The organism is Amycolatopsis sp. NPDC104775 (genome assembly GCF_055583325.1).
This window is the reverse complement of the sequence record NZ_JBVJOE010000027.1, coordinates 1-1,593: the sequence shown is the minus strand read 5'-3', so window position 1 is coordinate 1,593 and position 1,593 is coordinate 1. Positions and strand designations below refer to the sequence as shown.

The following is a 1,593-nucleotide window of genomic DNA, read 5'->3' as shown; positions in this document are numbered from 1 at the left end:
AGTTCGGCGGTGTCCTACTCTCCCACAACCCTTCGGTTGCAGTACCATCGGCGCAGTCAGGCTTAGCTTCCGGGTTCGGAATGGGACCGGGCGTTTCCCTGACGCTAAAACCACCGAAACACTCCGAAACAACACACACCCACCCCTGCAGGGGTGACCGGTGTGGTGTTTCAGAACCGTAGAGTGGATGCGAGCGATCTTTGTGGGCAAGTCCTCGGCCTATTAGTACCAGTCAACTCGACAACACATTACTGTGCTTCCATTTCTGGCCTATCAACCCAATCGTCTCTTGGGGGCCTTAACCCACATGGGGTGGGATACCTCATCTTGGAACAGGCTTCCCGCTTAGATGCCTTCAGCGGTTATCCCTTCCGAACATAGCCAACCAGCCATGCCACTGGCGTGACAACTGGCACACCAGAGGTCCGTCCGTCCCGGTCCTCTCGTACTAGGGACAGCCTTCCTCAAGTATCCTGCGCGCGCGGCGGATAGGGACCGAACTGTCTCACGACGTTCTAAACCCAGCTCGCGTGCCGCTTTAATGGGCGAACAGCCCAACCCTTGGGACCTACTCCGGCCCCAGGATGCGACGAGCCGACATCGAGGTGCCAAACCATGCCGTCGATATGGACTCTTGGGCAAGATCAGCCTGTTATCCCCGGGGTACCTTTTATCCGTTGAGCGACACCCCTTCCACCAGGAGGTGCCGGATCACTAGTCCCGACTTTCGTCCCTGCTCGACATGTCTGTCTCACAGTCAAGCTCCCTTGTGCACTTGCACTCGACACCTGATTGCCAACCAGGCTGAGGGAACCTTTGGGCGCCTCCGTTACCCTTTAGGAGGCAACCGCCCCAGTTAAACTACCCATCAGGCACTGTCCCTGAACCAGATCATGGTCCGAGGTTCAGATTCCCAATCCGACCAGAGTGGTATTTCAACAACGACTCCACCCGAACTAGCGTCCGAGCTTCACAGTCTCCCACCTATCCTACACAAGCCGAACCGAAAACCAATACCAAACTATAGTAAAGGTCCCGGGGTCTTTCCGTCCTGCCGCGCGTAACGAGCATCTTTACTCGTAATGCAATTTCGCCGGGCCTGTGGTCGAGACAGCCGGAAAGTCGTTACGCCATTCGTGCAGGTCGGAACTTACCCGACAAGGAATTTCGCTACCTTAGGATGGTTATAGTTACCACCGCCGTTTACTGGCGCTTAAATTCTCAGCTTCGCCATTGCTGGCTAACCGGTCCTCTTAACGTTCCAGCACCGGGCAGGCGTCAGTCCATATACATCGTCTTGCGACTTCGCATGGACCTGTGTTTTTAGTAAACAGTCGCTTTCCGCTGGTCTCTGCGGCCAACCACCCCTCCGTCCGCAAGGGACTTCAAGATGCTTGGCCCCCCTTCTCCCGAAGTTACGGGGGCATTTTGCCGAGTTCCTTAACCACAGTTCACCCGATCGCCTTGGTATTCTCTACCTGACCACCTGTGTTGGTTTGGGGTACGGGCCGTGCATGCACTCACTAGAGGCTTTTCTCGGCAGCATAGGATCACCCGCTTCGCCTCAAACGGCTACGCATCACGTCTCAGCCA

General features: G+C 56.1%; 2 rRNA genes. Both read right to left on the bottom strand.

The features are described 5' to 3' along the window. Nucleotide 1 precedes the first annotated feature (1 nt). Nucleotides 2-118 (bottom strand): 5S ribosomal RNA (gene rrf / locus ACZ63D_RS42985). An 84-nt stretch (nt 119-202) separates the two neighbouring features. After that, a 23S ribosomal RNA gene (locus ACZ63D_RS42980) occupies nt 203-1,593 on the bottom strand; the annotation flags it as partial.